Annotated in this window: 23 protein-coding genes and 1 pseudogene; 4 read left to right on the top strand and 20 right to left on the bottom strand. The window is 57.3% G+C overall.

The features are described 5' to 3' along the window. Nucleotides 1-130 precede the first annotated feature (130 nt). From QE435_RS06440 to QE435_RS06425, 4 genes are read right to left on the bottom strand one after another with little or no spacing between them, the layout of a single operon-like run. Nucleotides 131-559: a DUF1178 family protein gene (locus QE435_RS06440; RefSeq protein WP_306928448.1), complete on the bottom strand. Its 429-nt coding sequence runs from the start codon at nucleotides 557-559 to the stop codon at nucleotides 131-133. Next, the gene (locus QE435_RS06435) at nucleotides 556-1,416 is read right to left on the bottom strand and encodes a carbon-nitrogen hydrolase family protein (RefSeq protein ID WP_349040666.1); all 861 of its coding nucleotides are present in this window, start codon (nucleotides 1,414-1,416) and stop codon (nucleotides 556-558) included. Before QE435_RS06435 ends, QE435_RS06440 begins: the two co-directional genes overlap by 4 nt. Before the next feature lie 37 nt (nucleotides 1,417-1,453). Beyond that, a complete protein-coding gene (gene grxC / locus QE435_RS06430; protein WP_062423982.1) occupies nucleotides 1,454-1,708 on the bottom strand; it encodes a glutaredoxin 3 in 255 nt (84 codons plus the stop codon). A gap of 43 nt (nucleotides 1,709-1,751) precedes the next feature. Continuing rightward, a complete protein-coding gene (locus QE435_RS06425) occupies nucleotides 1,752-2,510 on the bottom strand; it encodes a ComF family protein (RefSeq protein WP_349041143.1) in 759 nt (252 codons plus the stop codon). A gap of 81 nt (nucleotides 2,511-2,591) precedes the next feature. Between QE435_RS06425 and QE435_RS06420 the strand changes: the two genes are divergently transcribed. Continuing rightward, on the top strand, nucleotides 2,592-3,464 hold the full coding sequence (locus QE435_RS06420; RefSeq protein WP_349040665.1) for a methyltransferase domain-containing protein: 873 nt from the start codon (nucleotides 2,592-2,594) through the stop codon (nucleotides 3,462-3,464). A gap of 35 nt (nucleotides 3,465-3,499) precedes the next feature. On the opposite strand, the gene QE435_RS06415 is transcribed toward QE435_RS06420, so the two are convergent. From QE435_RS06415 to QE435_RS06390, 6 genes are all read right to left on the bottom strand, one after another. Further along, nucleotides 3,500-3,697 (bottom strand): Flp family type IVb pilin, encoded by a 198-nt coding sequence (locus QE435_RS06415; protein WP_349040664.1) that lies wholly within the window; start codon nucleotides 3,695-3,697, stop codon nucleotides 3,500-3,502. A gap of 271 nt (nucleotides 3,698-3,968) precedes the next feature. Further along, on the bottom strand, nucleotides 3,969-4,286 hold the full coding sequence (locus QE435_RS06410) for a hypothetical protein (protein WP_306928455.1): 318 nt from the start codon (nucleotides 4,284-4,286) through the stop codon (nucleotides 3,969-3,971). A 142-nt stretch (nucleotides 4,287-4,428) separates the two neighbouring features. After that, nucleotides 4,429-4,842: an 8-oxo-dGTP diphosphatase MutT gene (gene mutT / locus QE435_RS06405; RefSeq protein ID WP_306928457.1), complete on the bottom strand. Its 414-nt coding sequence runs from the start codon at nucleotides 4,840-4,842 to the stop codon at nucleotides 4,429-4,431. Beyond that, entirely contained in the window at nucleotides 4,842-5,612 is a 771-nt protein-coding gene (locus QE435_RS06400; protein ID WP_349040663.1) for a GNAT family N-acetyltransferase, read from the bottom strand. Before QE435_RS06400 ends, mutT begins: the two co-directional genes overlap by 1 nt. 18 nt (nucleotides 5,613-5,630) lie before the next feature. Beyond that, the gene (gene argJ, locus QE435_RS06395) at nucleotides 5,631-6,872 is read right to left on the bottom strand and encodes a bifunctional glutamate N-acetyltransferase/amino-acid acetyltransferase ArgJ (protein WP_349040662.1); all 1,242 of its coding nucleotides are present in this window, start codon (nucleotides 6,870-6,872) and stop codon (nucleotides 5,631-5,633) included. 80 nt (nucleotides 6,873-6,952) lie between these two features. Continuing rightward, on the bottom strand, nucleotides 6,953-7,816 hold the full coding sequence (locus QE435_RS06390; protein WP_306928462.1) for a peptidylprolyl isomerase: 864 nt from the start codon (nucleotides 7,814-7,816) through the stop codon (nucleotides 6,953-6,955). Nucleotides 7,817-8,056: 240 nt separating this feature from the next. On the opposite strand from QE435_RS06390, the gene secA reads away from it, so the two are divergent. Beyond that, the gene (gene secA, locus QE435_RS06385; RefSeq protein WP_349040661.1) at nucleotides 8,057-10,774 is read left to right on the top strand and encodes a preprotein translocase subunit SecA; all 2,718 of its coding nucleotides are present in this window, start codon (nucleotides 8,057-8,059) and stop codon (nucleotides 10,772-10,774) included. Nucleotides 10,775-10,902: 128 nt separating this feature from the next. On the opposite strand, the gene QE435_RS06380 is transcribed toward secA, so the two are convergent. From QE435_RS06380 to QE435_RS06365, 4 genes are all read right to left on the bottom strand, one after another. Beyond that, entirely contained in the window at nucleotides 10,903-12,720 is a 1,818-nt protein-coding gene (locus QE435_RS06380) for an alpha/beta fold hydrolase (RefSeq protein ID WP_349040660.1), read from the bottom strand. Nucleotides 12,721-12,816: 96 nt separating this feature from the next. Next, entirely contained in the window at nucleotides 12,817-14,073 is a 1,257-nt protein-coding gene (locus QE435_RS06375; protein ID WP_349040659.1) for a glycosyltransferase, read from the bottom strand. Nucleotides 14,074-14,143: 70 nt separating this feature from the next. Continuing rightward, nucleotides 14,144-15,223 (bottom strand): glycosyltransferase family 1 protein, encoded by a 1,080-nt coding sequence (locus QE435_RS06370; RefSeq protein ID WP_349040658.1) that lies wholly within the window; start codon nucleotides 15,221-15,223, stop codon nucleotides 14,144-14,146. Beyond that, nucleotides 15,220-16,332, bottom strand: coding sequence for a glycosyltransferase (locus QE435_RS06365; RefSeq protein WP_349040657.1), 1,113 nt, complete (start codon nucleotides 16,330-16,332; stop codon nucleotides 15,220-15,222). The genes QE435_RS06370 and QE435_RS06365 overlap by 4 nt, the downstream gene beginning before the upstream one ends. A 267-nt stretch (nucleotides 16,333-16,599) precedes the next feature. On the opposite strand from QE435_RS06365, the gene QE435_RS06360 reads away from it, so the two are divergent. Both QE435_RS06360 and QE435_RS06355 read left to right on the top strand, forming a co-directional pair. Then, nucleotides 16,600-17,883 carry a glycosyltransferase gene (locus tag QE435_RS06360; protein WP_349040656.1) on the top strand — a complete coding sequence of 428 codons (1,284 nt, stop codon included), beginning with the start codon at nucleotides 16,600-16,602 and terminating at the stop codon, nucleotides 17,881-17,883. A gap of 98 nt (nucleotides 17,884-17,981) precedes the next feature. Then, on the top strand, nucleotides 17,982-19,283 hold the full coding sequence (locus QE435_RS06355) for an O-antigen polymerase (RefSeq protein WP_349040655.1): 1,302 nt from the start codon (nucleotides 17,982-17,984) through the stop codon (nucleotides 19,281-19,283). Here QE435_RS06355 and QE435_RS06350 read toward each other — a convergent pair whose 3' ends face one another. The 6 genes and pseudogenes from QE435_RS06350 to QE435_RS06325 all read right to left on the bottom strand — a co-directional run bounded on the left by QE435_RS06350 (nucleotide 19,284) and on the right by QE435_RS06325 (nucleotide 26,886). Next, a complete protein-coding gene (locus tag QE435_RS06350) occupies nucleotides 19,284-19,874 on the bottom strand; it encodes an ATP-grasp fold amidoligase family protein (protein WP_349040654.1) in 591 nt (196 codons plus the stop codon). 370 nt (nucleotides 19,875-20,244) lie between these two features. Next, the gene (locus QE435_RS06345) at nucleotides 20,245-21,543 is read right to left on the bottom strand and encodes an oligosaccharide flippase family protein (RefSeq protein ID WP_349040653.1); all 1,299 of its coding nucleotides are present in this window, start codon (nucleotides 21,541-21,543) and stop codon (nucleotides 20,245-20,247) included. A gap of 9 nt (nucleotides 21,544-21,552) precedes the next feature. Next, nucleotides 21,553-23,697, bottom strand: a complete 2,145-nt coding sequence (locus tag QE435_RS06340) for a Wzz/FepE/Etk N-terminal domain-containing protein (protein WP_349040652.1) — start codon at nucleotides 23,695-23,697, stop codon at nucleotides 21,553-21,555. 267 nt (nucleotides 23,698-23,964) lie between these two features. Next, nucleotides 23,965-25,009 (bottom strand): annotated as a pseudogene (locus tag QE435_RS06335) (Gfo/Idh/MocA family oxidoreductase). A 6-nt stretch (nucleotides 25,010-25,015) separates the two neighbouring features. Beyond that, nucleotides 25,016-25,801: a ThuA domain-containing protein gene (locus QE435_RS06330; RefSeq protein ID WP_349040651.1), complete on the bottom strand. Its 786-nt coding sequence runs from the start codon at nucleotides 25,799-25,801 to the stop codon at nucleotides 25,016-25,018. Nucleotides 25,802-25,857: 56 nt separating this feature from the next. Beyond that, nucleotides 25,858-26,886: an ATP-binding cassette domain-containing protein gene (locus QE435_RS06325; protein ID WP_349040650.1), complete on the bottom strand. Its 1,029-nt coding sequence runs from the start codon at nucleotides 26,884-26,886 to the stop codon at nucleotides 25,858-25,860. Nucleotides 26,887-26,890 lie beyond the last annotated feature (4 nt).

Raw genomic sequence — 26,890 nt, 5'->3', positions numbered from 1 at the left:
TTCAGAATTCCGGTTGGCATGCCGAAAATGGTGATTTCGAGAACCGGAGCGCAGCGTACTTAATATGTATGCACCGGGAACATGGAAATCGCCATTGGCATGCCACCGACGGCGATTACTCGGCAGACTATCAATTCACGTCGTCAGGAAGAACGGGAAGAGGTGCAACCTCAATCCCCTCTTCAAGCAGTGCTCTGGCGTCCTCAAGCGACGCTTGACCGATAATGCCGCGCTCTTCTACTTCGCCATAATGGATCTTGCGCGCCTCTTCGGCAAACTTGTCGCCAACATCCTCGGCATTAGCGCGAATTGCGGCGACCGCTTCCTTGATCTTCGTCAGAACTTCCTTTTGCGCCGTATCCATGGCGAGTGTGCGCATGGCGTCCTTCTTCCGTCCCGTCGAGACGGAAGGCGCCATCAATGTCTTGCTGATGGCTTGCGAATTGCAAACCGGACAGCTGATGAGCCCGCGTTCGACTTGGCTGTCGAAATCGGCGCTGCCCGAGAACCATCCCTCAAAGGCATGCGCATGTTCACAGGTCAGCGAGTAGCGTATCAAGCAAGTGCACTCCGGGAAGCCGCACTGGAGGCCACGGTATCGAGTTGAAAATCACGCGCGTTCTTCAGATTTGGAATCTTGCCTCGAACGGCAGAGACCTGTGCGGGATCGATATCGGCAACGATGATCTCTTCGCCAACACCTCCGGCAGCCGCCAGAACCTTGCCCCATGGATCGATGATCATGGAATGCCCGAAGGTCTCACGGCCATCCTCATGCTGGCCGCCTTGCGCCGCGGCAATGACAAAGGCACCATTCTCGATCGCGCGGGCACGCAGAAGAATTTCCCAATGCGCTTCGCCCGTCTGCTTGGTGAAGGCCGCGGGAACCGTCAGGACCTGCGCGCCTGCGACGGCTTCAGCCCGGAAGAGCGAAGGGAAACGCACATCGTAGCAGATGGCAAAGCCGAAGGTCGCCAGAGGCAATTCCGCAATGCGTGCCGCTTCACCCGGCTGGTAGGTGGCGCTTTCGCGCCAGCTTTCGCCATTGTCGAGATCGACATCGAACATGTGAATCTTGTCATAGGTGCAGATGCGGTCGCCGTCCGGTGCGAAGAGAAAACCACGATTGGCGATCTTGCCGTCGGGGCGCGCAATTGCCGTCGAGCCGACATGGACATAAACCCCGAGTTCCCGCGCAAGCTTCGCCGCGGTTGCAACGATGATGTCGCAAGTCTCGTCTTTCAAAACGGCCTGAAGTGCGGCACGGTCGCGCTGCAAAGCGCCCGTCATCTCCGGCGTCTGCACATAGACGGCGCCTTGCGCGACCGCCTCGCGGACGAGCTTTTCCATCGCTTCGGCGTTTCGCTTGGGATCGGTTCCCGAGCACATCTGGATTGCGGCGGCCTTGAAACTCATGTCTCTCTTCCCAATGTCCATTTCAAATGATCTGCTGTTATGCAGCAAGAAGCGGATCGAGCTTTCCGTCCCGATCAAGCGCATGAAGGTCGTCGCAGCCACCGACATGCTGCTCACCGATAAAGATTTGCGGAAAGGTGTTGCGACCGGACTTGTCCATCATCTCCTGACGGTACTGCGGGTTTTCCGTCGCATTATATTCGGTGAAGTTCACGTTCTTGCTTTGCAGCAGAGCCTTGGCGCGGGCGCAATAGCCGCAGAAATCGCGCGTATAGATCGTAACGGATGCCATATATCTGAACCTCTAAATCTGCGTGGAGCACGAAGTTGGCATGTCATATAGGCCCGGATATGGCCATTGCAAAGGTCAAAACAGTGACTTCCGCCGCGCCGGATTTTTTGAGCCGCTTCGCGGCCGCCGAGACTGTCGCGCCAGTGGTGTAGACATCATCGACAAGCACCACGCGTTTGCCAAAAATCTCGCCCTCCCGCGCGGGCGAAAGCGCAAAGGCACCTTGGACATTTTTCCTACGCGCAACGGCCGAGAGGCCGACCTGACGGCTGGTCGACTTCACCCTGATCAGAGTTGCCGGAAGGAAAGGCTTGTTGGCAATCTCCGCGAGATGGCGCGCGAGCTCGGCGGACTGATTGAAACGACGCGAGAAAAATCGCCAGCGGTGAAGCGGAACGGGAATAATGCAATCGCATTCGCTAAGCGCTGCGCCGCCTGCCCGCGCCATCCATAACGCCATCAGGCCCGCGAGATCCGTACGGTCCTGATACTTTAATTGGTGGACCAACTTGCGGGCTGGCCCGTCGTAAATTGTCGCGGATCTGAGGCGATCGAAGCTCGGTGGATTGGATATCGCTTCGGCGCTGACCATCCCTTCATCGTGGTCATAGACAAATGGAATGCCCAAAACCTCGCAATAGGGCCGCTCGATGAATTTTATCTCTGGCCAGCATTGAACACAGAAGGCCCCGGCGCCACCTGTAGCGCGACCACAGCCGGCACAGGCCGGCGGGTAGATCAGGTTACTGACACCTCTAAGCAACCAATGCAGAGGCTGCACGACAATCTGCCTTGAAACCATCGCCTTCCCCTTGCACCCCTTCGCTTGACAATAGGGGGAAAGGGGTGCCTTTGCGACAGCAAAGTTATGACAGGTTCGCCAATGGACATTCTCTTCGACCCCGATCTCATCAAACGACATCGCGAGCGCGCATGGCAGCTCGGAGATCGCCAGGCTCATTTTCTGCTGGATATAGCGGCAGACGAAATTGCCGACCGGATTGCCATTGTCGAGCGGCATTTCGATGCAGCAATCGAGCTTCACGGCGCAACGGGCGTTACCGCTCGTCGGGTCATGGAGACAGGCAAGGTGGGCTCGATGACCCGCATCGAGACCAGTGAGGATTTTCTTGGCCGTGAGGCGGAGGCGAAGGTCGCATCCCTTGAAGATTTAGCGCTAGATCCTGCATCCGCCAATCTCGTTATCTCGCCATTGTCTTTGCATTTGACCAATGACACACCGGGAACGCTGATCCAGATCCGCAAGGCGCTCAAGCCGGATGGCCTGTTTCTGGCCGCCCTTCCCGGCAGCGGCACGCTGCAGGAACTTCGCGACGTTCTTCTGGCGACAGAGGTGGAACTGCTTGGCGGCGCAAGCCCACGCGTCATCCCCTTTGCCGATGTGCGCGATATCGGTGCGCTCTTGCAGCGCGCCGGATTTGCCTTGCCGGTCACGGATACGGAAACCTATACGGTGCGCTACGATTCCATCTTCCCTTTGATGCGAGACCTGCGCGCCATGGGAATGGCAAACCCGCTTATGGGCCGCAGCCGCACTCCGCTTACCCGCCGCTTCTTCATGCGTGCAGCAGAGCTTTACGCGGAACGGTACAGCGATCCGGACGGTCGGATCAGGGCGACCTTCTCCATCATCTACATGTCCGGCTGGGCACCGCATGAAAGCCAGCAGAAGCCGCTGAAACCAGGTTCGGCCAATGTCAGGCTTGCGGATGCGCTAAAGGCGAAAAGCTCCTGAGAACGGGTTTCTCCGTACATTAAACGGACTGGCCGTCAGGATAACATCGCGCTGTTCAGCGCGTTGACAACCGCGGTGAAGACACCCAGAAGACCGTCGCGCACATTTGTCAGCCCAAGGATCAAGGCGCCGCCGATGATGCCGATCAGAAGACCATATTCAACCGCGGTCGCGCCGCGCTTGTCAGCTGCAAAATTACGAAAGTAACGCCAGATATTATGTTTCCCGTACAAATCGCAAATCCCTGCCGGACAGACGCAATATAATCGCCTCGAAATCAACATGCGTCCAAGGATGCGCCGAGGAGGTGTCGATTTCGTTACCGCGTCCGTAGCATTTCTACGAGACGTTGCGAACGACATGAAACGATGTGAAATTACCGAAGAGACGGTTAAATCATCTCACGCATCTAGCAGATCATGAGACGCCCTGTCTTCGGTCGCATCTACGCATCGCGCTTCGCGATATCGGTTCCGCGTTCAGGGCTGATGCTCTGACGGCTTCTCAGCAGTCGCGACCGCTGGAATATCCATCGACAATGCAGACGGAGCCCGGCATCGGCTGCGTGATGCTGCGGCGAATGCTGTAAGTTGATGGCTGGTCGCCGCGCTTGATCGAACCAGTGCTGATCATATCGATATTGTCCGGCACCTGCGCAAAGCGGGCCGGTGAGGTCTTGCCAGCCAGCATCGGTGTTACGATCAGCGAAAGCGCAATGGCCACCATACCAAACAGAAGCGCAACGTTCAAAACGCCTATCCGGCGTGACTTGGCGGAATAAGACTGGCGGTCTTCAACGGTCTTCCAGAAATCCTCATTCATACTCGGCCTCACTACGCGCCATTTACCAAATCTTCAGCACTGCAATTTGCCAGAGCTTGCTAAACGATCGGTTAACGGCGTGCCGTTTCAGGACGCATAGGCCTGTTGAAAAGGACCGATTTTCAGTCTTATCACAGGAATTTTAGAGGAGGTCCTGAAGATAAGGAATGAGAGGCTCGTCGGCGGGCGGCATAGGGTAATCGCGCAACGCCTGCGGCCTGACCCATTTGACGGTCTGCCCTTCCCGGCCATGCGGTATGCCTTCATAGCGACGGCAGACATACAGCGGCATTAAGAGATGAAACGTCTCGTAGGTGTGGCTGGCAAAGGTGAGCGGTGCGAGGCAGGCAATCTTGGTGGTGATGCCCAGCTCTTCGTTCAGTTCACGCACCAATGTCTCTTCAGGCGTTTCGCCCTGCTCCACCTTGCCGCCGGGAAACTCCCAGAGCCCAGCAAGCGACTTGCCCTCGGGTCTCTGGGCCAAAAGTATCCGCCCATCCTGATCCACGAGGGCACAGGCCGCAACCAGCAGGATCTTCTTGAGCGGCTCATCCATCAAGCGTCGTCCTTGCCCCAATAGCGATAGGTATAGGCCTCTTCGAAACCGAACGTCTCATAAAGAGCGAGCGCCGGCACATTGGTCGAGACGACCTGCAGCCAGGCGGTCTTTGCGCCGCTGATCCGGGCCCAACGCAGTGCAGAGGTCAGAATTTCGCGGCCCACGCCTTTGCGGCGCGCTGCACTCGCCACTTCGAGCGACAGAAGACCTGCGAGATCATTGTCCTGAACGCAGATAACGGTGGCGTGCGGATCACCCTCCACCTCTTCCTTGATGAAGAGGCCGAGATTGGGCTTGATCGAACTGACGATCTCGGCAATCGGCGAGCGAAGGGATGGGTCTTCATTGCCCACCTTGAGACTCGCTTCAACGAACCGGCCGATGTCATGAGTGGGAAGATGGGCCATGGTCTCAGGCAATTCGGCATGGACGAGGTCAGCCGTCATCACCTTCACCTCTTCGAAAACAGTCCAGCCATTATCGTAGAGATGAGCCCTCAATTCTGAAGGCATAAGCGTTGTTTCGCGAATGATCAGCGGTCTGCCGAAATCCTCGAATCGTCTGCGCGCCTTTTCAAGCCGAACACCGCAATTGCCGTAATCGGATGGGTCCAGGGGCACGACGCAGTTGATGCGCTTGGAGGGATGCGAGCCCGTCAGCCGGATCTGCCAACTGCCGTCATAGATGACCGACGATGCCGGCCAGGCACGAAAGCTCACCGCCTCCAGACGGCGAACGAGCGGCAAATTGACGGCACTGCTATGCATAGGTTTGGCCTCCACCGTTTAGCTCCGGTAGTCGCCGTTGATTTCGACATATTCCTTGGTGAGATCGCAAGTCCAAACTGTTGCCTTGCCATTGCCGAGCCCGATATCCACCTTCACCGGAATATCCTGCTGCTTCATCACCGAACTGGCCTCCGCTTCGGAATAGGCCGGGTCGCGTTCACCATTGACGGCAACGCGCACATGTCCAAACGAGATGGCGAGCCGATCACGATCGGCAAGCTCGCCGGATTTACCGACGGCCATGACGATGCGACCCCAATTGGCATCTTCTCCGGCAACTGCGGTTTTCACCAGCGGAGAGTTGGCGATGGAAAGCGCAATCTTCTTGGCAGCAGCATCGCTTTCAGCGCCAGTGACCGTGACCTCCACCATCTTGCGCGCCCCTTCGCCGTCACGCACGACCTGAAGAGCGAGATCTCTCAGAAGATCGTTGAGGGCAGCGCGAAAGCCTTCGAGCTTCGCGTCATCGGCATTTTCAATACGCGCCTGACCTTCGGCTGCTGCAGCGCCGGTGGCAAACAGCATCAGGGTATCAGAAGTCGATGTATCGCTGTCGACCGTCACGGAGTTGAAGGTCGGGCCGACGCCTGCGGAAAGAAGCGCCTGCAAGGCAAGCGACGCAATGTCGGCGTCAGTGACGACATAAGAAAGCATGGTCGCCATATCGGGTGCAATCATGCCAGCGCCCTTGGCGATACCATTGATCGTGACCTTGACGCCGCCGATCTCGGCGGTGCGGGTAGCGACCTTTGGATAGGTGTCCGTGGTCATAATGGCCTTTGCGGCCTCGAGCCAGAAATCACCCTTGGCATCGGTATTCATCTGGTCGAGAACGCCGGCAAATTTCGAGGCATCGAGCGGCTCGCCGATCACACCGGTGGACGCCAGGAAGACTTCTCGTTCGCTGCATCCGACAGCAGCTGCGGCGGATTTGCCCGTGAGGTCGGTCGCGGCCTTGCCTTTTTGTCCGGTGAAGGCGTTTGCGTTTCCGGAATTGACCACGACGGCTCGCGCAATGCCGCCCGGAAGGTTGGCTCGGCAATAGTCGACGGGCGCGGACGGACAACGGGACTTGGTGAACACACCCGCAACGGTGGCCGGTTCGTCAAACACCATCAAGAGAACGTCGGTTCGGTTCTTGTACTTGATGCCAGCGGCAGCCGTCGCCATGCGCACACCGCGGATGACGGGCATCTCAGGATAGGATTTTGGAGCAAGGGGGGAGACGGCAGCGGACATGGAAATCGACCTGCGTTGAGAAGATAAGCTGAAAGTGAGAAAAGGGCGGCTCAGCGCCGCCCTTATTATGTGTGAGGCACTTACTGCTGCGGCTGAGCGTCTTGTGCCTTATTGACTTCGTCATATTCCTTGCGGAGCGTCTCGTCCTTGATATCGATCTTCTGTTCGGCCTTAGCCTTCTTGATAAGATCCATATACTTGTCGCGCATGACAAGCTGGCGAACCTGCGGCTCGACCTGATCGAACGCTGGCGGAGGCGAAATACGCTTGTCTTCGACCTTGATCACATGGAAGCCGAACTGCGATTTGACCGGCTCCTTGGTGTAGGTGCCCTTCTCCAGCTTGAAGGCGGCTTCCTCGAATTCCGGAACCATGCGGCCCTTGCCAAACCAGCCGAGATCGCCGCCGTCGTCCTTGTTGGAGTCGGTCGACTTTTCCTTTGCCAATTCGGCAAAATCCTTGCCGGCATCGAGCTGCTTGATCACGTCCTTGGCTTCTTCTTCCGTCGCAACCAGAATGTGGGCAGCCTTGACTTCTTCTTCCTTCGGAAGTGCGGCGACTTCCTTGTCGTAACGGGCCTTCACCTCGGCGTCGGTGATGGCGTCAGCCACGTGCTTGCGGAAATAGGCGTTGTGCAATTCGCGGTCGGAGATGAAGTTCAGGCGCTTCTTGAAGTCGTCGGTCTTGTCCAAACCTTCGGCAGTCGCGCCCTCAACCAGCAGCTTCACTTCGATCGCGCTGGAAAGAGCGGCAACCTTCTTCTGCTCATCTGGAAGCTGGGCCAGCTGGGAGTCGAGATTGCTCATGGCCAGATCGAGTTCCGACTGACGAATCTCGAGATCGCCAACCGTGGCCACCACGGCGTCTTCCGCTGCGAAAGCAGGGAAGTGAAGACCAAGACCGGCCACGATCACGGCAGCGGCGATTCTATTGTAGCGCAACATATTGAACCTTTCGGAGACAAAGCCGGCTCCAGACGTGGTTTTCCGGCTGAAAAAACTTCCAAACACCGGAATGTGGCCATTCTGTAACGGGCAGAACCGTTGACATCATTTGCCCCCCCTCTTATCTGTCACGCAATCTCGCGTCCAGATGCGTTTCGGGGTGTCGTCCGTCATTTGTGCGTTATTGCCGATGACGCTTAAAGCGCCCGACGAAACGAAATTTCAGAAAGGGCCAGTTGGATGGTCAGTCTCGGCGGTATCGCCCGCAAATTGTTTGGCTCGTCAAACGATCGCCGCGTTCGTTCCTATCGCACCAATATTGCAGCCATCGGCGCGCTCGAAGATGAGATGAAGGCGCTCTCGGATGAAGCGCTTGCCGCAAAGACAGTGGAATTCCGTCAGCAACTTGCCGAAGGCAAGACGCTCGACAGCCTGCTGATCCCCGCCTTCGCCGTTGCGCGTGAGGCCTCGCGCCGCGTACTCGGCATGCGTCCCTTCGACGTTCAGCTGACCGGCGGTATGATCCTGCACCAGGGCGCCATCGCCGAAATGAAGACGGGTGAAGGTAAGACGCTGGTGGCAACCCTTGCCGTTTATCTGAATGCACTTGCCGGCAAGGGCGTGCATGTCGTGACGGTCAACGATTACCTCGCCAAGCGCGACGCCAGCATCATGGGACGCCTCTACGGCTTCCTCGGCCTGACCACTGGCGTCATCGTGCATGGTCTGGACGACGACGAGCGTCGCGCAGCTTATGCCTGCGACATCACCTATGCGACGAACAACGAGCTTGGCTTCGATTATCTTCGCGATAACATGAAGTATGACAAGGCGCAGATGGTCCAGCGCGGCCATAACTACGCCATCGTGGACGAAGTCGACTCCATTCTCGTCGACGAAGCGCGCACGCCGCTGATCATTTCCGGTCCGCTGGATGACCGCTCCGATCTCTACAACACGATCGATGCCTTCATCCCGATGCTGACGCCAGACGATTATGAAATCGACGAGAAGCAGCGCTCCGCAAACTTCTCCGAAGAGGGCACCGAGAAGCTCGAAAATCTTCTGCGCCAGGCAGGCCTTCTCAAGGGTGAATCGCTCTATGACGTCGAGAACGTTGCGATCGTTCACCACATCAACAACGCTCTGAAGGCCCACAAGCTCTTCCAGCGCGACAAGGACTACATCGTCCGCAATGGCGAGATCGTCATCATCGACGAATTTACCGGCCGTATGATGCCGGGCCGCCGTTACTCCGAAGGTCAGCACCAGGCGCTTGAAGCCAAGGAGAAGGTGCAGATCCAGCCGGAAAACCAGACGCTGTCCTCCGTCACCTTCCAGAACTATTTCCGCATGTACACCAAGCTTGCGGGCATGACGGGTACGGCCTCGACGGAAGCGGAAGAATTCAACAACATCTACGGCCTCGACGTCGTGGAGGTCCCGACCAACCTGCCGATCCAGCGTATCGACGAAGACGACGAGGTTTACCGGACCGGCGAAGAAAAGTTCAAGGCGATCATCGAAGAGATCCGTGCAGCGCATGAGCGCAATCAGCCGGTTCTCGTCGGCACGACCTCGATCGAAAAGTCCGAACTGCTCGCCACCATGCTGCGCCAGACAGGCTTTGAGAACTTCCAGGTTCTGAACGCCCGCTATCACGAGCAGGAAGCCTATATCGTCTCGCAGGCAGGCGTTCCCGGCGCTGTGACCATTGCCACCAACATGGCAGGCCGCGGCACGGATATTCAGCTTGGCGGTAACGTCGATATGCGCCTTGAGCGCGAGCTGGAAGGCATGGAGCCAGGACCAGAGCGTGACGCTAAGGAACAGGCGATCCGCGACGAGATCAAGGTGTTGAAGGAAAAGGCGCTTGCCGGTGGCGGTCTTTACGTCATCGCCACCGAGCGCCACGAAAGCCGCCGTATCGACAATCAGCTGCGCGGCCGTTCCGGTCGCCAGGGCGACCCCGGTCGTTCAAAGTTCTACCTGTCGCTCCAAGACGACCTGATGCGCATCTTTGGCTCCGACCGTATGGATTCGATGCTGCAGAAGCTCGGCCTGAAGGAAGGCGAAGCCATCGTCCATCCGTGGATCAACAAGGCTCTGGAACGTGCGCAGAAGAAGGTGGAAGCCCGCAATTTCGAAACGCGTAAGAACCTGCTGAAATACGACGACGTTTTGAACGATCAGCGTAAGGTCATCTTCGAACAACGCCTCGAACTGATGGAAGCCGATAATATCGGTGAAACCGCAGCGGACATGCGCAACGAAGTGATCGAAGCTCTCGTCGGCAAGCACATCCCTGGAAATGCCTATGCGGAACAGTGGGATATCGAAGGCCTGAAGGCTGGCGTTCAGCAGTCTCTCAACTTGGATCTGCCGCTCGATGATTGGGCCAAGGAAGAGGGTATTGCTGAGGACGATATTCTTCAGCGCATTACAGAGGCTGCCGACAAGGTCATGGCAGATAAGGCCGAACGTTTCGGTCCCGAAGTGATGACCTACGTCGAACGCTCGGTCATTCTGCAGACGATCGATCACCTGTGGCGCGAGCACATCGTCAACCTCGATCACCTGCGTTCCGTCGTCGGCTTCCGAGGCTATGCGCAGCGCGATCCGCTTCAGGAATACAAGGCGGAAGCCTTCGAACTCTTCCAGGCCTTGCTTGCCAATCTGCGCGAAGCGGTTACAGCCCAGTTGATGCGTGTTGAACTGATGCGCGATCCGCCACCACCGGCCGAACTGCCGGAAATGACGGCGCATCATCTCGACCCGCTCACCGGTGAGGATGAATTTGCCGCCGCATCCGCGGGCAATAGCGACGTCTATGTGCCACCGGAACAGCGCAATCCAAACGATCCGTCCACATGGGGCAAGGTCGGCCGCAACGAGGCCTGCCCCTGTGGATCCGGCAAGAAGTACAAGCACTGCCACGGCGTTTTCGAACAGGCTTGATACTCACCATTGAAAACAATGAGCGCGTCATCTGAATTTGAATCAGATGGCGCGCTTTTCTTTTGAGGCTACGTCAAGGATGAAAGCCGTACGGTGACAGCTTTCCGTCGCGGAGGGTGCAACAGATCTTAATGCTTGGGCTGCAGTTGAAGGGCGACGGTGCTCACCTCTTGCGTCCAAGCCTCACGAGCCTCGGCAGTGGTGAGGTTGTGATCGGCCCTCGGAATGGTGACGATCTTAGGGTTGCCGTATGGCCCCCTCAAAAGACGCCCGCGCCCACAAAAATTGCGCTCAAGCATGCCGAAACCGGCATCTCCCTCAGAGTAGATCAGAGTGACCTTCGTATCGTTTGCGGCGAGCTTGCCGAAGTCGCTTGAGAGCGAACGGGCACGATCGGAAAAATAAGGGTACTTAACCGACAGCGGAGTAAGAAAGGAAAACGCCTTCCCCAGGAACGCCTTGGATAGATTGCAGAGCGCGCTTACCACGCGCACGTCACCCCGCATCACACGCTTCCAGAGCGCCCCGCTCATGAACTTGGTGCCATATCCAGAGAGCGACTGACGGGTTGAGCGGAGAAACAGGTTCACATCCACCTCGTCTGGAATATAAAGATCATAGATGTTGACCGGCACGCAACCTTTGATCCGCGGGTCCTTTATCGCGCTTTTAAAGGCGACCCACGCGCCGCTGCAACGTCCCGTCACGACTACGGGAAGATGGTTCTCCGCTTCGAGAAAATCGACAGCAGCCCGGACATCGGCCAACTGGCTGGCATGATAGAGAATCTGATCTGGCGCGCCCTCAGCGGGAGGACTATCGGCAACATTGGCTCCATCGAAGCGAAGCGACGCGATGCCTTGGCGGGCAAGTTCTCTGCACATCTGGGCTGATATGCGGCCCCAGCCCGACATACGCTCATAGCCCGTTGGAGCGACGATGACTGTTGCACCTTGTCGCTGACCAAGCGGTTTACACATAATACCATAGAGTCGCTGGTGATTGCCGAACCGGACAGGGCGCTCCTGAAATCCACGTCCCTTCAACCTCTGAGGAATCAGAAGTTCGGAAAAGCCGTCTTGGCGCAGCGTGTTGTTTCTGTCGCCGTGCTTTGCCGCAACGTCAGCAGCCCAACCAGCAAGCGTCTCAATGGCTCTGACAGACGGAACCGAGAAAAGCACGTCCCGAACGAACTTGTTGTAGTCGGGAAAGACTTGGGCGCGAAGCTCGACATCGAGAGCGGCAAGATGGTTTGCAAATTGCTCGTCTGCCGGACGGTTTTCCTGCTTCAAGAGAAGAATACTGGGTGCGGGAGCACGGGTGGAAGCTGATAAGGTCACGGTGCGAAGGCTTGCAGCCAAAGAGTCAGGAAAGATCTGCTCCCCCATGGCAGGGCCGGATGCAGGCGTCCTGTGCTGCAAGGCGTCTGGATTGGCGACACGACTCAACGCCACGAATTCTCGAAGCCAGTGACGTCCGGACAATGCGGGAGCGGCCAGCGCAAGACCAACCACATTCTCCATCGTCTCAGCAGCTTTCCAGGCCAGCAGCGCGCCAAGGCCATGGCCGACGAGGATCAAGTGGCGGGCCTGTGACAATTCCCGCAGCTTGGATGCCGCGGCGCGAATGCTGTCGAGCCATAAATCGAGACCGTTGTCGTCATCGACCGGGTCAATTGCGTCACCTGTTCCGGGATAGTCGAAGCGCATGCTTGGCAGACCACGCGCTGCGAGATCGCCGGCAAGCAATCGCCAGAATTTACGTGCGCACAATTCTTCAAAGCCCCATGAACTGACGAATAGAACCGCCACGTCGGTACCCTCGCCGCGCAAGACAACGTCCGCGGGCTTGAAAAGACCGACTGTGTTCGCAAACGTAACCGGATAGTCGACAGATGCCTGCTGCATAGACAAAGACATATTGCCTGAAGAAAAGCCGGCGTTCATGTTCAATTCCCCTAGTCCCATCCATGGAGTGGAAGCAAAATCGGACAATCGGCTAAATAAACTCTAAAGAGACTACAAGTTTCCCAGACGACTATTTTATAGAGCTTGCAGATGGAGACGATCTTGTCTCTGAGCTTCGATAAGAAGTCCGTTCAATCTTTCATAATAGCGTGATGCTTCAGCTGTGCCTTTGAAGTTTCGAATGCCGGGGAAAAGGTGGTCGCGCTCAGCCCACCAATGTCCATGGCCGATCCTCAGCGCCTTTTCCATCGCTTCTGTGAGTGCACCAGCTACGCTCGGATCGTAGCACCAGCCCGTTCTCATATCCTGCACGATCTCAGGTGTGCCACCGAGATTTGTAGCGATCAGCGGCACGCCATAAACCGCCGCCTCGATCAGGATGAGGCTTTGAGGCTCGCGCCAGCGAGAAGGTAGAACAACAGCATCCGCCACTCCGTAAACGTTCTCCGGCGGTGTAAAACCCATAAAGGTGATTGGCGCGCCATCGGCGATGGACTGCAGGTGACGGACATAATCTTCGCGGCCTCGACCCGCGATAATAAGCTTGGCAGACTGTCGGTTTGGCATGTCGACGAAAGCGCGGATGAGATCTTCAATACCCTTTTCTTCCGATAGAGCACCGAGATAGCCGAAGGTAAAGATCTCGCTTCGGGCGCTGTCTCGTCCGACAAAAGGCTTATGGAGCTTATCCTCGCGAAGGTTCTCGTTTCTCAGCACATGCCATTCCGCTTTGGTGAGAACCCCGGCCCGAAGATAGGTCTGTTTCAGGGCCGCGCTGACCGCAATCGCCGTCATCCCCTCGCCATCCGACTTCAGCCTCGATGTCAGAACACGGCATTTTAAGCACGCGGTATCGCAATTTCCGCCGGCGCTGAACATGCTCGATTTTGGACAGATCAGCGCGTAATCATGCAGATGGATGCAGAAAGGGATGTTCAGTTGTCGACTGGCCTCGAAGAGTGCCGGCTGCATGCGTGCTGAATTGTGCGCGTAGACAAGGTCCACCCGTTCCCGCACGAATATCGCCTTAATCTCCTTGGCCGAAACAGCGCCCATCGACGCCTTGAGATGCCAACGTGCTTTCTCGAACCGTCCGACCAACGGCTTTTTATGTCCAGGCAGGTAGCTGTTGTGCCAATTCACCCGGACGACTCTGATGCCGTCTTCACCCATCGTTTCGCCCGTCGGCGCCAAGCTGTCGCCAGCCATTCCGAGCGACAGAACGAAGACTTCATGATGGCGCGCCAGCTCCTTTGCACACATACGCGCCACGATCTCCGCACCACCCTCTTCCTGGGGCGCGAATGTCTGAGCTACGATACAAATCCGCATCGACTGGAATCACTTTCTTCCAACTGCCGCTATGGCAGCTGACTATTACATTGAGTATCTTCAACTTTACTTAAAGCTGTTCGACAATTTCAAGAAGGTGCCGCGCGCTCCTGTCCCAGGAAAACGCTTGCGCACGCTGGTGACCACGCTCGATCATCGTCACACGATGTTCCGGCTTGTGCAAAACCTCGTTGATCGCGCGAACCATGTCGTCCGGTCGATGGGGATCGAAAAACAATGCTGCGTCGCCACACACTTCCCGGGTTGGCGGAATGTCGGACGCGAGCACGGGGCAACCCAACAGCATCGCTTCCAGCGGCGGAATGCCAAATCCTTCATAGAGACTGGGAAAAAGAAGCGCTGTCGCTCCAGCGTAAAGTCCAGCGATCTCCTCATCGGACAAGCGGCCCGTGAAGACGACCTTGTCGATTCCGGAATTCGCCCTCGGATCGGACGCCTCGTAGGACTGAAAAACGCTGGATGCAGCTGCCCCCGCAATAACGAATTTGGGCGCGGCTGGACCCATCATCCGGATGGCTTCCATTGCACGTCTGAGGTTCTTGTTGGGCGTACGCGAGCCGACAAACAACAGATAGGGCTGATCCTCCAGCCCCAATCGCGACACGACCGTCTGATCCCTGACAACCGCAGCCATGTGCTCGGAACTGTTGTAAACGACCGCGATATCCTTGGCGCCGAAGGCACTCTCAAGCTCTTGCCTCGAAAACTCCGACACCGTCGCGATTTTTCCGCGGCGCGAGAGAAGACGGCCCAACAAGCCATGAACCAAGCGGTATTTGCGCGAAAAATTCTCCGGCGTGCGGAAAATCATAGCGTCGTGGACGACGGTGACCGCACGCGGGTGAAGGACGGGACCGCTGTTTCCAAGGTTGATGAGCTTGCCCTGCCGGGCTGCTTGGTAAAGGCTTGTCTGCTCCCAGACATGCCCGGAAGACCGACCGGTAGCGCGCTGTGTAATCGCTCGAAGAGGCAGCCTTTCCGTGGCACCTTCCGGCACCAAAAGCACCCACTTGTCCACCGTCGGGTTTTCCGACAATCGTTTGTCGAGGGCGATGACGACCTCGCGGGCAAAACGCTGAACCCCGCTCGTCGTTTGAGTCAGGAAGCGCCCATTGATGAAGGTGGTCATGCGAGGACACGCACCTCGGCGGTTTCCTTACCCGTCACCTCGTCATAAAGACCAACGAGCTCATCATTCATCCGTTCGCTCTGATAGCGAGAGAGAAAACGCGTGTATCCCGCAAGCCCCATCTCGCGCCAACCCGCCGCGTCGCAGATGACGATCGTTTGCGCCAGTGCGTCACTATCCTCAGCGGGAACCAGGAAGCCCGTTTGCCCATGGCGGACGATTGAGCGAAGACCGCCAACAGCAGACGCGATGACCGGTTTCTTGGCGCGCATGGCCTCCACCGCGACGAGACCGAAACCCTCCCAGCGCGACGGCATGACCACCACGTCGCAGGCGTTCATGTATCCGGCAATCTCCTCGGGCGATTTCCACCCCAGAAGCTCCACATTGTCAGGAGCAGAAATGGGCCTTTTTTGCTCTTCCTTGGTCGTGACGTAAGCGCCAATGACTTTGACAGCCGCCGCGCCATTAAGCAACTGAGCGGCTTTCAGAAGCACATCAACACCCTTTTGGCGGTCCAGACGTCCGACGAATAGCACCTTAAGGCGCGGATCGTTCCACTCCACAGGAACCGCGACTGGCCGGCTCCTCGACAAACCATTTTCAATCACAACCATCCGGTCGGCAGAAATACCGGCTCCGATCCCTCTGTCATATTCGTGCTGTGAGATCGCAACGATCTTCTGGCAGAAGGGCGCAAGCAGACGCTCGCCCAGCCTTGCGACGGGACGGAGAGGACCAAGCGTCTCCATGTCGAAAGACCATCCATGCGGACAGTAGACGACGGGAGGAAAATTTCGGCTGACCGCGCCGACTGAGCGCACGACAAGACCTGCAAAAGTCGAATGGGCATGCACAACATCCGGGCGAAAGGATCTGACTTCGTCCGTGACAGCACGTGCCAGCGCCGGTAGCGACGTGTAACGGCTGTTCCTTCTGAATGTGGCGATACAGGACGATGGAATATTTTGAGCATGAGACAGTTGACGATCTGGAACGATCACCCTGACATTCCCCGCTCCGTATTTCGCCACTTGATGGGGCACGACCTCACTCAGATAGGTCGCAGGGCCACCCGGTAGCGTTTCAAAAACGTGCAGAACCCTCATTGTCTCTTCCCTTGGGCCACCATTGGCGTGAATATACGCGGCGTTGTTGTTCTTGTTGCCCAGTAATTTTGTAAAACAGAATTCACGCACTTGCCACCGATTTGCTCAAATGCGCCTTCCTCCCGACTTCGAAATAAAGTGCACTTGATTGATGCAACGACTTTAGACATGCTTTCTCAAGGAAGGTTTATTCAACATATTTAAAGAGTTATTTGCGATTTAGGGACAATTGTAACAAACCACTCCCGATGAACGAGGGGAAAACGCGTGAAAATCTGCATCGTCTCGCAGACTTTTGCTCCCCAAGCGGAGGGAGGCGCTGAGATATCGGCGCGCGTTGGAGCGACCGAGCTTGCCAAGAAACATGATGTTACCGTGCTGGCGCTCGGAAAGGTGGGCGACCCCTTGGCGCCCCCGGGAGAAACCAGACTCGCCAACAATGTCCGTGTGGTTCGGCTTCCCTGGAAGAACAGTTACCTGCCCGGCCATATCAAGCCATCGGCAAATTTCGCTCGCCGTGCCGCATGGCATCTTCGCACCGCGTTTGGTGCGCTCTGCGTGGAAGGGCTAACCGAATTTTTCAGACGCGAGAATTTCAATCTCATCTACGCACAAAACTCATCCTACATGCAGCCTGCGATTTTTCATGCGGCCGATGACGCAGGGATCCCGATCTGTCTGCATCTGCGCGACTACGCCCTGCTCTGTCCTAAGACCAGCATGTTCCGTAGGGGTGATAACTGCGCAACGCCTTGCTTCGACTGTAGCCTGATCAATCGTCGCGTGAGATTACGTGGAAACGGCATGGCGGTCATTGCCGTCAGCAATTTCGTGAAACAGCGTTTCATCGAGAATGGTGTTCTGGCAGAAGCTGACTGGCATGTCATGCACAACAAGAACACGCCGCTGCAATCCTTCGATACAAGCATTGTTGGCCGGACAAAGCCGGCGGGGCAGATTTTCACCTTCGGCTATCTCGGTGCTTTGTCCCAGGAAAAGGGTGTTCCCGAGTTGATCGAGGCCTTCAAGGCCTTGCCTGCGGGTAGCAACGCCCGTCTGGTCGTTGGGGGGCGCGGTCGCCCGAGCGAGGAAGATTGCATAAAACGCCTCGGCGCCGTGGCCAATGTCGAGTTTCGCGGTTTCGTGGCACCTCAGGAAATCTATCGCATTGCTGACGCAGTCGTTGTCCCCTCTCTCTGGCACGAGCCGCAAAGCCGAATTCTCGTCGAGGCCGGCGTCTATGGTGTCCCCGTCATCGGCAGCACAAGGGGAGGAACGCCGGAGATCGTCGAAGCCGAAAAAACCGGCTGGTGCTATAATCCCGCGCAGCCTGGAGCGCTTGCCCGATTGCTGGAGAAAGCGGCCTCGATCGGTCCGGAGAGATGGTGGCAGAGGCGTGACGAGCTTTTCCCGGGTATCGGTTCATTCGACGGCACTGCCGAGCAATCCGGATATTACGACACGCTGGATGAGATCCTGACAAAAGCCGCTGTGGGGCCAAGTCGCGTAAACGATGCCCCCGACCAACAAACATGGTCAACAATATCTTAAGAGATTTTGGGCATGGTGAGGACAACGAAACGTAGCCTGAACCGAACCGGGTTCAGTTGGCCGATTTTTGCAGCCGGGCACGTGAACAAGGCTTGGAAATGTCCAATCTCGCTTGGCTCATCCTCATTCTCGGCTGGTTGGTCTTCATCCTCTATTATATCAGCTCCTTCTTGCGATGGGGCGTGCTGACGCTATCCTCTTATTTCTGGCTTCGTTACACCGTTCTGCCGATCCTCATCATGCCCATCTTCGCCAGCTCGGAGAAAAATATGGAGGTGGTTGGGGGCTCAATCTTTGCGATCCGGCAGCACATTGACCAAGCCTTCTTTCTCTCGGTGATCGGCGTCGTTTTCTTGATCGTCGGCATGGGCCTTGCGACATTCAGTTCAGGCCGAAGCTACATCTTCGACTTCATCGAAAGCGGTTACTCTTTCTGGCAAACACGAACCGGTGCTTGGCTGTCCTTCCTCATCATTCTTCTCGCAACGGCAGGACTGTTCTCTCTCGGCGTCAGACCCTTCGAGGGGCGTGAGTTCGCGTTCGAGAATCCCTCGATCCGCCCGGTCATCAACCTCTATGCTGTCATTCTTCCCACCACAGCGATCAGCCTGCTGGTCTATGGCTTTACGGGAGGCCGGAAATTCATTGCCATGGGCCTCTTCTGCAGCGCGCTCGGCTTGATGATCGGCACGCGCGGCGCCAGTATCGAAGCGCTGTTTGCCTTCGTCATCTGCGTCATCATTGCCTATCGATACCGCAACCTTGTCGTCTTTGGCCTTTCCGCCGTCGCCTTCATACTGGTGGCTGTCGGCCTCGGAATATTGCGCTCGTCTGCCGAGGGAGAGGCAGCACCCGATTTGATCGACAGCCTGACCGCCCAGATTTTCTATGGCAACAACTTCTCGGATTTTCGCGACTACGCATGGATCTTGAGCGGCTTTAAAGGCCAGTTCTATCACGGCATGACGTATCTGGCCGGCTATACGGCACTGATTCCAGCCTTCATCAGCGAGTTCCGCAACGACTACCGAACCGGCGTCATCACCACGACGCTGGCAGGGCTCGATCCAGAATTCCATGCCGGTCTGCGCCCTACACTCTTCGGCGAGGCCTATCTCAATTTCGGCATTCCCGGCATCATTTTTGCCGCAACGCTTTTCGGCTTCTACTTCGGCAAGCTGCATCTTTGGGTGCACACGGACCTGCCACGCAACGGCCTTGGCGTGCGACGCGTGGCCTGCGGCTACATCGCCTTCCTGTTCCTGTTCAACGCGGTCTTCACCCCAAGCTTCTACTACGTCTATGTCGTGACGGCATGGCTCTTGGGCGGCATCATCCTGTCGTGGCTTCTCACTGTTCCGGATCGCACGGACACGAACGATCTTCCTTCGGCAGGCTGATCACCCCTCCCCAGATGTGCAAAACCGCCCTTTGGGATGATCGCGCCAGAAGGTGCCAAGCCAGGCATCCGTCGATGGTGGACGGAAGGCGCCAAATCCCGACGTGGGAGAGAAGGTCATTTCCCCGAAAACCGGTCCAGACGGCTTGTCGTAAAAGTCGATCCGAACGAATTCGAAGCCTTGCGCCAGGGTTCGAGCCGCGGCCAGAATGGCATCGAGATGCGGAGGGCGCGGCAACTCCTTGTCCTCCATTGGATAGTAATGTCCGAAGGGCAACTTATTCCAATGCTCGTCGTAGAAGCAGCGACGATGATCGCTGAAGCGTGCCGTATCGATCTGAATACAGGGAATATCATCCTCGAAGCAGAACAGCTTGTAATCCACCGGCGCTTCGCCATTCTCGCCGATAAAGGGCTCGATGAAGATTTCCGGCTCGATATGGTTGTACCACTCTTCCGCAAGCCGCCAGGCTGTGCGTCCCTGAAGCCAGAGATCGCACTTCTCCTTGGCGCCCACGAGATCGTCGGGTCCGTAGACGAAGATGTTCCGGTCCGACCCGTGATTGACCTTGATCACATAGGGAAACGGCAAGGGCGCGGCAATCGTTAAGGTCCTTACCCCGCCAAAGCGTCGGCGTTACCCATTCCTCGCCAAGCACCTTGGCGACATGCGCTTTGACTGCAATCTTGTCACTCAGCGTAATGAGACGTGGATCGTCCGTGGGTTCACGCCATGCGATCTTGCGTGCGACCAGATGTTCGTTGAGCGTCTTGGGATTGTCGATGTCGGGCCAGAGCCGGTGATAGCGGAAATACTGGAGTTGGGTCGCCTGCTTGATCGGCAAACTGTGTATCGTGGCGTGATAAAGCGCCTTTGCGAGTTTCCCCAAGAGGGTTTTCTGCGGTTCACCGACTGCCATGCCCATCCCCTCTCTGCCTGAACCTGGCAGGCATCAACTGCTTTAAATATTCCTTGAAGCCCGCCACAACATGAAGGCCGAAACACTGGCCGTTATCAGGGCGGAGACAAGCGCTGCGAGCCCTGCCCCCATGAAACCGAGCGTGCTGATGAGAAGAAAACTCATGCCGATCGAGATGATGACGCTCGAGAGATTGACGACCGCGTAGTGACCGTCTTTCCGAAGGCTGCTCATGCCGAAACCCATGAGATCGGTGCAGGCGCGAACCGCAGCCGTCAGCAGCAGCAGCGCAAAAACACCCTCGTGCTCGGCGAGCGCGGGCATGTTCATGACCTCTACCACGACACGTCCAGCGACAAAAATTGCCACACCGAGGATCAGACCGGCGATAGCGGTCTTGGCAAATTGCCTGACCATCATCCGGCGCCATTCCTCTGCGGAGCCGTCATTATAGGCCTTGAACAATTTCGGAATGGCGATTTGTAGCACGGCGGTCGAAATCAACGTCTGCAACGCATTCGCCAGCGACCAGTAGAAAGTGTAGACCCCCGTTAAAGACAAGGTCAGCAACAGCGAGACGATATAGCGGTCGGCATAGACAAGCCCGACATTACAGATTTCGCTGATATGGATCATCCAAGACCGGCGCATGCGGCTCTTGATCCAATCGTATCGCACCGGTACTTTGGCGATGCGCGCGAGCGGCCAGTGGCGCAGGAAGTAAAACAGGCCGGCAAACATACCAAGGTAGCCCAGCGACCAGCCCACGAACACCGTCTCGATGTTGCGGAACGTCGGGAAAGCGAGCCCCAGAGCAATCACGGGTAAAACCCAGGATGTCGTTCGCAAGAAGAAGAGCATGTTTGCCGCGCTCGCCATTTCCTTCGAGATCAGCGGCATATGAATGTCGCAGGAGATCGTCTCCAGCCACACGATGATCAGAATGACGACGTAAAGAGGTTTGACCGGATAATCCAGGGTAAAGGCCGCCACGACCGCCAGCAGCGTCATCAGCGACAGAGAAGCAATCGTCACCGCAAGTCGCGACTTCATGTAAGCGCCGGTCACGCCGTTCGATTTACCACTGACATCGCGGGCGATGAAGTAGTTGAGGCCCCATCCAAGGATTGCCGGTGCGGTGGTGACAACGCCGAGCGCCAGGCCATAAATGCCTGCGGCCTCCAGTCCCATGAACTTAACGATGTAGAATGACAGCGCAAAGCGCAGAACGAGCGTCGATCCGCGAAGTCCCGTATTGAAGAGAATGCTGAGCCCCGTCGCTCCGAGGCGCTTGTTCCAGAATGGGATGCGCTTCACCACCGGATGCCTATTGTCTGCCAAGGCCGGGCCTCAATAATGCAGGCCGGTACGGTCTTGACGGACCACCCGCGCCTGCTTGAGCCCACCTTCTTCGAGAGCCACCAGTGAGAGAACAGTGCTTCCGGCATCCTCCTCATTTTGCATGAGCACAACCTCATCGACCATCCTGGCAATCGGCGCAGACACCGGATGCGCGTCGGCGATACCGCCATCGACGACGATAAGATCGAAAGCCTCGTTTTCCTCACTCACCATTTTCCCGGAGAGATGCGCCTGGAGGTCGGCGCCAGCGGGCAGGAATTTCATCAACGACGCGTCCTCGAAATCGATGATCCCGCCGTGCCCGCCATCTTGCCCAGCAGCCTTGTCCACCATGGACGTGGGCACATCCAATAGCAGGCGCGTCAATGCCGGGTCACGACTTGCTCCATCGGCCAACAGCACGCGTCTTCCCAGACGGGCAGCAGCATGGGCCAGATTGAATGCGGTATGGGAGGCGCGATTTTGCGGACCGACGGAAGTGACCAGCACCGCGTATCCCTGGCCTAAAGGAACGGAAGCGCACAGTTCCTTCACGAGCCCCGCATAGTCTTCCTTTTCGTTGGCCAGAAGAGCGCGGCTGCGCTTGGCCGGGATGATCATAGCTGAAACGGGAGGCGTTGGCCCAAGGGCTGGCCCAGACGCGGCAACAGGCGCAATTGTTGAAACCGGTGGCGATTGCACTGCCTGAACCTCCTCTACAGGCGGCGCGACTGCAGGCGTTTCAGGCTTCGTCCTCTTGAAGCGACTGACGACCGAGGGATTAGTGGCAGCGATCGTTGTGTTCCGTCCACCGAACTGGTCGCGCAGCACCAGAATGCCGGCCGCCAGGATCATGCCAAATAGTCCGGCACCGGTGGCGATCAAGGTTCTCGGCGGACCAGCCTTCTGAAGAGGTGCCTCGGCAACCGAGATGATCCGCGAGTTCTCCGTCGGCGTGCCCTGCTGTTCGGAAAGCTGACGGGTTCGCAGCAGGAAGGATTCATAGACGGCACGATCGCTGTCAAGCTTTCGCTGAAGCTCGCGCAGTTGCACCATCGTGCTTTCTTCGCCGTTTTGAGCGCGGGTCAGTCGATCGAGATTGGCCTGCAGAAGGGCCAGTTGATTTTTCAGCCGGTCGAGATTGCGTGATGTCGTAGTGGAGAAATTGCGGAGTTGGTCGTCCAGGATGGTGGCAAGCGACTGGGTTCTTGCCCTGGCGGCCTGAAGCGCTGGATGCTGCGCGCCGAGCGAGGTCGCAAGAACGGCCTGCTCCTCCTGGCTTTGCTGGTAACGTGCTCTCAGCGAAATGATCGATGGGGTGAGCGAGGAATCGGGTACCGATCGGAGATATTGCCGGTCGTTACGGGCCTGTCTCAGTTCGGAGACCAGTGCTTCGTTCTCTGCAATCGTGCCGGAAAGACGCGCGATTTCCGCATTGGTGTCGGAGATCTGCTGCTCGATGTCAGGGCGGCCGGCGACATTGGCGAGGTTGTGGGTCGCTCTGTAAGCCTGAACGGCGCGATCGCCATCCTCCACCGCCTTGCGCAGTTGCTCCAACTGCGCCGACAAACCGCCGCCCGTGCGCTTCAGTGTGTCGGCATTCATTTCCGAACGGAGTTCCAGGTAGGTATCGGCAATAGCATTGGCGAGCTTTGCCGCCTGCTCCGGGCTGCTGGATTTCACAGTGACGTTGACGATGAAGCTCTTGCCGACAATCGCGACGGACTCGGCCTTACGCAATCTGTCGACGGCAAACTGGGTGCGGCTCTTGCTGTCGGTATATTCGGCATTGAATGCGCCGAATTCCGGATCATTCTGTAGATTTTCCTTTTCGACGACCCGGGTCAGAAGCTCATTCGATGTCAGCAGATATTGCTGGTTCAACACGTGAGAATCGACCGCGCGCGGCTGAGCGGTCAGATCGCTTTCCAGAATCCGGGAGCCTTCCGGATCGAGCAGGATCTGCGTCGTTGCCGTGTAATAATTGGGGATGAGCAGCGATACGCCGAAGGCGGCAGCTGCCAGGAGCAGTCCGCTCAAAAGAATGACCAGGATATTGCGCCACAAAAGAGCGACGAGCCGCAGCAGGTTTTCCGGTCCATGCGTGGGTTCGCGATAGTCCGCCCCGTCCACCACACCCTGATTCATCGCCATCTCAGTTCACCGGCCCATAACGCAAACACATAAAAGCAGACGAGGAACTGGTGAGGACAATATCACCATGACCCGCGCGAAAGAGATGTCCAAGCTTTAACAAGCGTTCGCCTCAGTATATCGGCGCTCCAGCATAGACACTCTCTGGATCACCCTAGAACAGCACCTGTTAACATACCGTTTGCCAGGTGTTGGCGGATCATAACGCAAGAAGGCCGGGAAGCATGTGGCTCCCGGCCTTCGATGTCCGTGTTGGCTGTCGAAAGTTCAGACGGCGATTTCGCGCCGTTCGCGATCCGTGATGATCGAAAGATCGAGCACCTTCTGAAGGTTCGCTGCATGACGGAAATCAGGATCGGCGACCCCGCCTTCCATCACGGCCTTGGCGAACTTCTCGTAATTCGTCGGCACCGGCTCAGGCTCGATATCCCGCCAGACCGCCTTTTCGATATCCTCGCCAAGGCAACCGCGCAGCGTCGAATATTCCGGCGTATGGACGACCTCTAGCGCGCCCTTGTCGCCATGCAGGCGCAGGCGAAGCTCATTCAGGTGGCCGGTTGCCCAACGGGTAGCGTGGATGACGCCCATGGCACCATTGGCCAGTTCCGCCGTCATGGTGAAACTGTCATTGGCATCAAGATCATAGACGTCGATGCGGTTGCCCTCATATTTATCGAAGGTCTTTCAGACGCGTGAAGATGCGCTCCACATCACTGCCTGCACCGTAGGATGCAAAGTCGAGAATGTGGATGCCAACATCGCCCAGCACGCCGTTCGAACCATGCTTGGTCGACAGACGCCAAAGCCATTTGCTCTCGGTCATCCAGTCGCCCCAGGCTTTCGAGACCAGCCAGCTCTGGAGATAGGATGCCTCCAGGTGGCGAAGCTTGCCGATACGGCCTTCCAGCACCATCTTGCGGGCTTCCTGAAGCGGCGCCACGTTGCGATAGGTGAGGTTGACCATGGCGACCAGACCGGCTTTTTCGGCGGCATCTGCCATTTCCGACGCCTTGGCGTAGGTTTCGGCAAGCGGCTTTTCGCAGAAGACGTGCTTGCCCGCAGCCAGAAGCTTGAGGCTGGTTGGGTGATGGATCGCGTCGGGTGTGACGTTCGCGACCGCGTCGAATTCGCCCCATGCCAACGCGTCATCCAGCGAGGTAAAGGTCAGCGGTATATTGTGGCGCGCGGCAAAGGCACGGACGATCACCTCGTCCACGTCAACGGCTGCGACCGTTTCCACGCCGGAAATCTGAGAGAAATGGGTGGCATGCGTGTTCGCCATTCCACCGGTACCGAGAATAAGAAGCTTCATGATGAGTTACCTGTAACCTGCTTCACCAGCCTTGTGCAGTTTGGGACCACGCTCCTCGATGGGTTCGAGCGCCTTATCGACGGGAACGTTCGGCGCATCGTGGATGCTCTTCAACGCGCCCACCGGATTGTAGGCCCACTTGACCGAATTGCTGATGACCTTCTGGATGTTGGCGTCGTGGTAGGTGGGATATGTTTCATGCCCCGGACGGAAATAGAAGATGTTGCCGGCACCACGGCGCCAGGTGAGACCGGAGCGGAACACCTCCCCCCCCTGGAACCACGAAATAAACACGGTTTCCAGCGGTTCTGGCACGGAGAACTGCTCTCCGTACATTTCCTCATTTTCCAGTTCGAAATGCTCCGGCAGGCCGGCAGCGATCGGATGCCGGGGATTGATGGTCCAGATACGCTCGCGCTCGCCCGCCTCGCGCCATTTCAACGCGCAAGGGGTTCCCATCAGCCGCTTGAACGGCTTGGAGAAGTGGCCGGAGTGGAGAACGATGAGGCCCATGCCTTCCCAGACGCGCTTGGCGACACGCTCGACAATCTCGTCCTGAACGGCGCCGTGGTCCTTATGGCCCCACCAGACCAGCACGTCGGTCTGGTCCAGCCTTTCCTGCGAAAGCCCATGTTCCGGCTCCTGCAGGGTTGCGGTCGTCGCGTTGATCTCCGGGTCCTTGTTCAGGGCATCGGCGATCGCATTGTGCATGCCGTTGGGATAAACAGCACGAACCGTTTCATTGATATGCTCGTGGATGTTTTCGCCCCAGACGACGGTGTTGATGGTCATAGACATACTCCTTGATAAACCAGCGAGGGTTGTTAACGCCGGCGAACTGAAATTGATCAGGCGGCTCCGCGTGTTTCTGCACGTTTCAGAGCAACGCCTGCTTCATCGAAACGGTGAATGTGTTCCGGGACGGGTGAGAGCTTGATCTTCTCCCCCGTCGCCCGGTGCGAAACGCCCTCCTCGCGCACGACGAGCGGCTCATCCGCACCGATATCGACATAAACATAGCTGTCAGAGCCGAGCATTTCGGAGTGGACGATCTCGCCCGTCCATCCGCCCGCGCCATCCGAAACGACAATATGCTCCGGCCGGATGCCGATCGAGTGCGCCCCATGGCTTTCGGCGAAACGACCACCGATGAAATTCATCTTGGGCGAACCGATGAAGCCTGCGACGAAGGTATTGACCGGCGTTTCGTAAAGTTCGAGCGGCGTACCGATCTGCTCGACACGGCCGTCCCGCAACACGCAAATTCTGTCCGCAAGCGTCATCGCCTCCACCTGATCGTGGGTCACGTAGATCATGGTCGTGTCATGCATGCTACGGTGGAGCTTGGCAATTTCAAGACGGGTCGCGACACGAAGGGCCGCATCGAGATTGGAAAGCGGCTCGTCGAAAAGGAAGACCTTCGGATCGCGAACGATGGCACGACCGATCGCCACACGCTGGCGCTGACCGCCCGAGAGTTGCTTGGGCAGACGCTCCAGATAAGGCGACAATTGCAGCATCTCGGCTGCGGCCTCCACGCGCTTGCGCCGCTCCTCCTTGCTGGAACCGGCAAGCTTCATGCCGAAGGCCATGTTCTCGAAAACGGTCATATGCGGATAGAGCGCATAGGACTGGAAGACCATGGCGACACCGCGCTTGGCAGGCGTCAGCCGGTTGACGATCTCTCCGTCGAAGGAAAGCTCGCCGCCGGTGATTTCCTCCAAGCCGCATATGAGCCGCAGCAGCGTTGATTTTCCGCAGCCGGAGGGACCGACGAAAACCATGAATTCGCCGGAGCGGATATCCATGTCGATACCCGTGATGACCTCGAAAGCGCCGAAGGACTTGCGTAGATTTCGCAGTTGAATGCTGGTCATGAGA

Origin of the sequence: Agrobacterium sp. SORGH_AS 787, from assembly GCF_030819035.1 — a bacterium.
In the GTDB taxonomy this organism is placed as follows: Bacteria; Pseudomonadota; Alphaproteobacteria; order Rhizobiales; family Rhizobiaceae; genus Agrobacterium; species Agrobacterium larrymoorei_B.
Note: the sequence above shows the minus strand (reverse complement) of the source record. Positions and strands in the feature narration are given on the sequence as shown.